Below are 1,692 nucleotides of genomic sequence, written 5' to 3' on the forward strand. Positions count from 1 at the left end.
GCATAATGTTATCCGACGGGCGCTCTCCGAAACGTTGATAAAGCACATTTCCGTCTTCGCTCGCGATCAGAACCTGATGATCCTTGCCGCGGCCTATCAAATCAAGCGTCTGATCAAGCATCGACCAGCGAATTTTAAGCGAGATACCGCCTAGCTTCTCCCGATTCTCAAAACGGTTAATGCTCCGAATCAATTGAAAGTGACCTTCATCCCCATTATTGGATTGAATAAGAAAATCTTTATTTTCCTCAAATAGCTGCTTATAAGGAGAAGGGATAGCAGGCGAAGTTTCCAAATCATATTGATTTCCGCTTATGGTAAACAATTTTCGCGGCTCTTTCAAAAACAGCTCGACGCCGATGACATGATTTCCTGCGGAATAAAACAAATTGCTCAGTGTATCCATAATATTTTTTTGAGCGGCAAATTGGTTAACGAGCAGTGAACCCTCTGTGCTTGCCAAATAATCACTAAGATGAGGGCTGATGAGTACGGAATATACGAGATTGTTCAATTGCGAGAACTGCTCGCCCAAGTAGACGCCAGTCCACTTCATATTGGATAAATTCGTTCCGATTACTTCCGCTTCCATCGACTTTCGGTTGTTTTCGGCTGCTAAGGCAGTAACCGCTATAATCGGAATGACGGATAAAAAAATCATCGTAAAAATCAATTTATTCCGAATACTGCGACGGAAGGGTTCTGTCAGTAAACGGATTAGCTTGGCCAACATTTGCTCTCTCGCCTCCCGCTTCTCTTCTAGCTATTGTGTGCAAAAAACTAACGCCCCATCGATTGCTGGCGTTAGTTTATATGCTTTCATCATCCACATGGAATGACAATTGTATGAAAGGATTCGGGTTCCAGCTCAAGCAGCTGGTGTTTGGAGCCGATGGACAAACGCAGCTCCCTTTTTTCATTGAATGGATTCGTTAAGACGATGATGCGTGTGCCGTCCGGCTTCTCGAAAGCAATTGCATTGCCTGACCATGGACCTTTCAGCCCTATTCTTCGATCATCAGGCGAAGTGAAGTGGGCAAAATGCTTCATCACATAATACTCGGGATTACGAATGGCAAGCTGCTTTTCCTTGTCTACGGTCAGCATCGCATTTTGCTCCCAGCCCCATGTGCTGCGGCCTTTTGGTTCCAGCGCCATGTTCCAGTAAATATAAGCGTTCACGCCATTCGTAAAATAATGATGATAGAGATTAAACACATATCTTGCATAGAACCAACTGTTTTCACCGTCACCGCATTCATTTTCCGTTTGCATATAACGAAGCTCAGGATAGCTTTGAACGGTACGCTGCAAAGCATGCTTGCCTGCCCATTGATAGCCTACGCCCTTCACATATTTATAAGCTTCAGGGTCGCTTAGCACCGTATTGGCATACGCATCAAAATCAGTTGCCTTCTTCTTCAGCCATTCATCCCATGCCTCCGGCGCATTAATTGTGCCCAGCCATATTTCTGTATCGAGTCCGTGCCTCTCGAAGGCAGGTCCCAAATAATCACGTATAAATTCACGAAGCTGCTCGCCCGTCCATACGCAGGAAGGAAACTTCTGATCCGCAACCACCTCATTTTGAACATGAACCTGGTGAATCGTAATGCCTTCTGCCTTGTATGCCTCAACAAACTTTACGAAATAGAGCGCATACGCTTCTAAAATTTCTTTCTCCCAGCGCAG

General features: G+C 45.1%; 1 protein-coding gene and 1 pseudogene. Both read right to left on the reverse strand.

What is annotated here, in order from left to right; genetic code table 11:
- Positions 1-733 (reverse strand): annotated as a pseudogene (locus AC1DSE_RS34955) (sensor histidine kinase); the annotation flags it as partial.
- An 89-nt stretch (positions 734-822) separates the two neighbouring features.
- Positions 823-1,692, reverse strand: an 870-nt coding sequence (locus tag AC1DSE_RS34960; RefSeq protein ID WP_477529089.1) for a glycoside hydrolase family 30 protein, incomplete at its 5' end; no start/stop codon positions are given.

The sequence above is a fragment of the Paenibacillus sp. 01L418 genome (assembly GCF_056400045.1).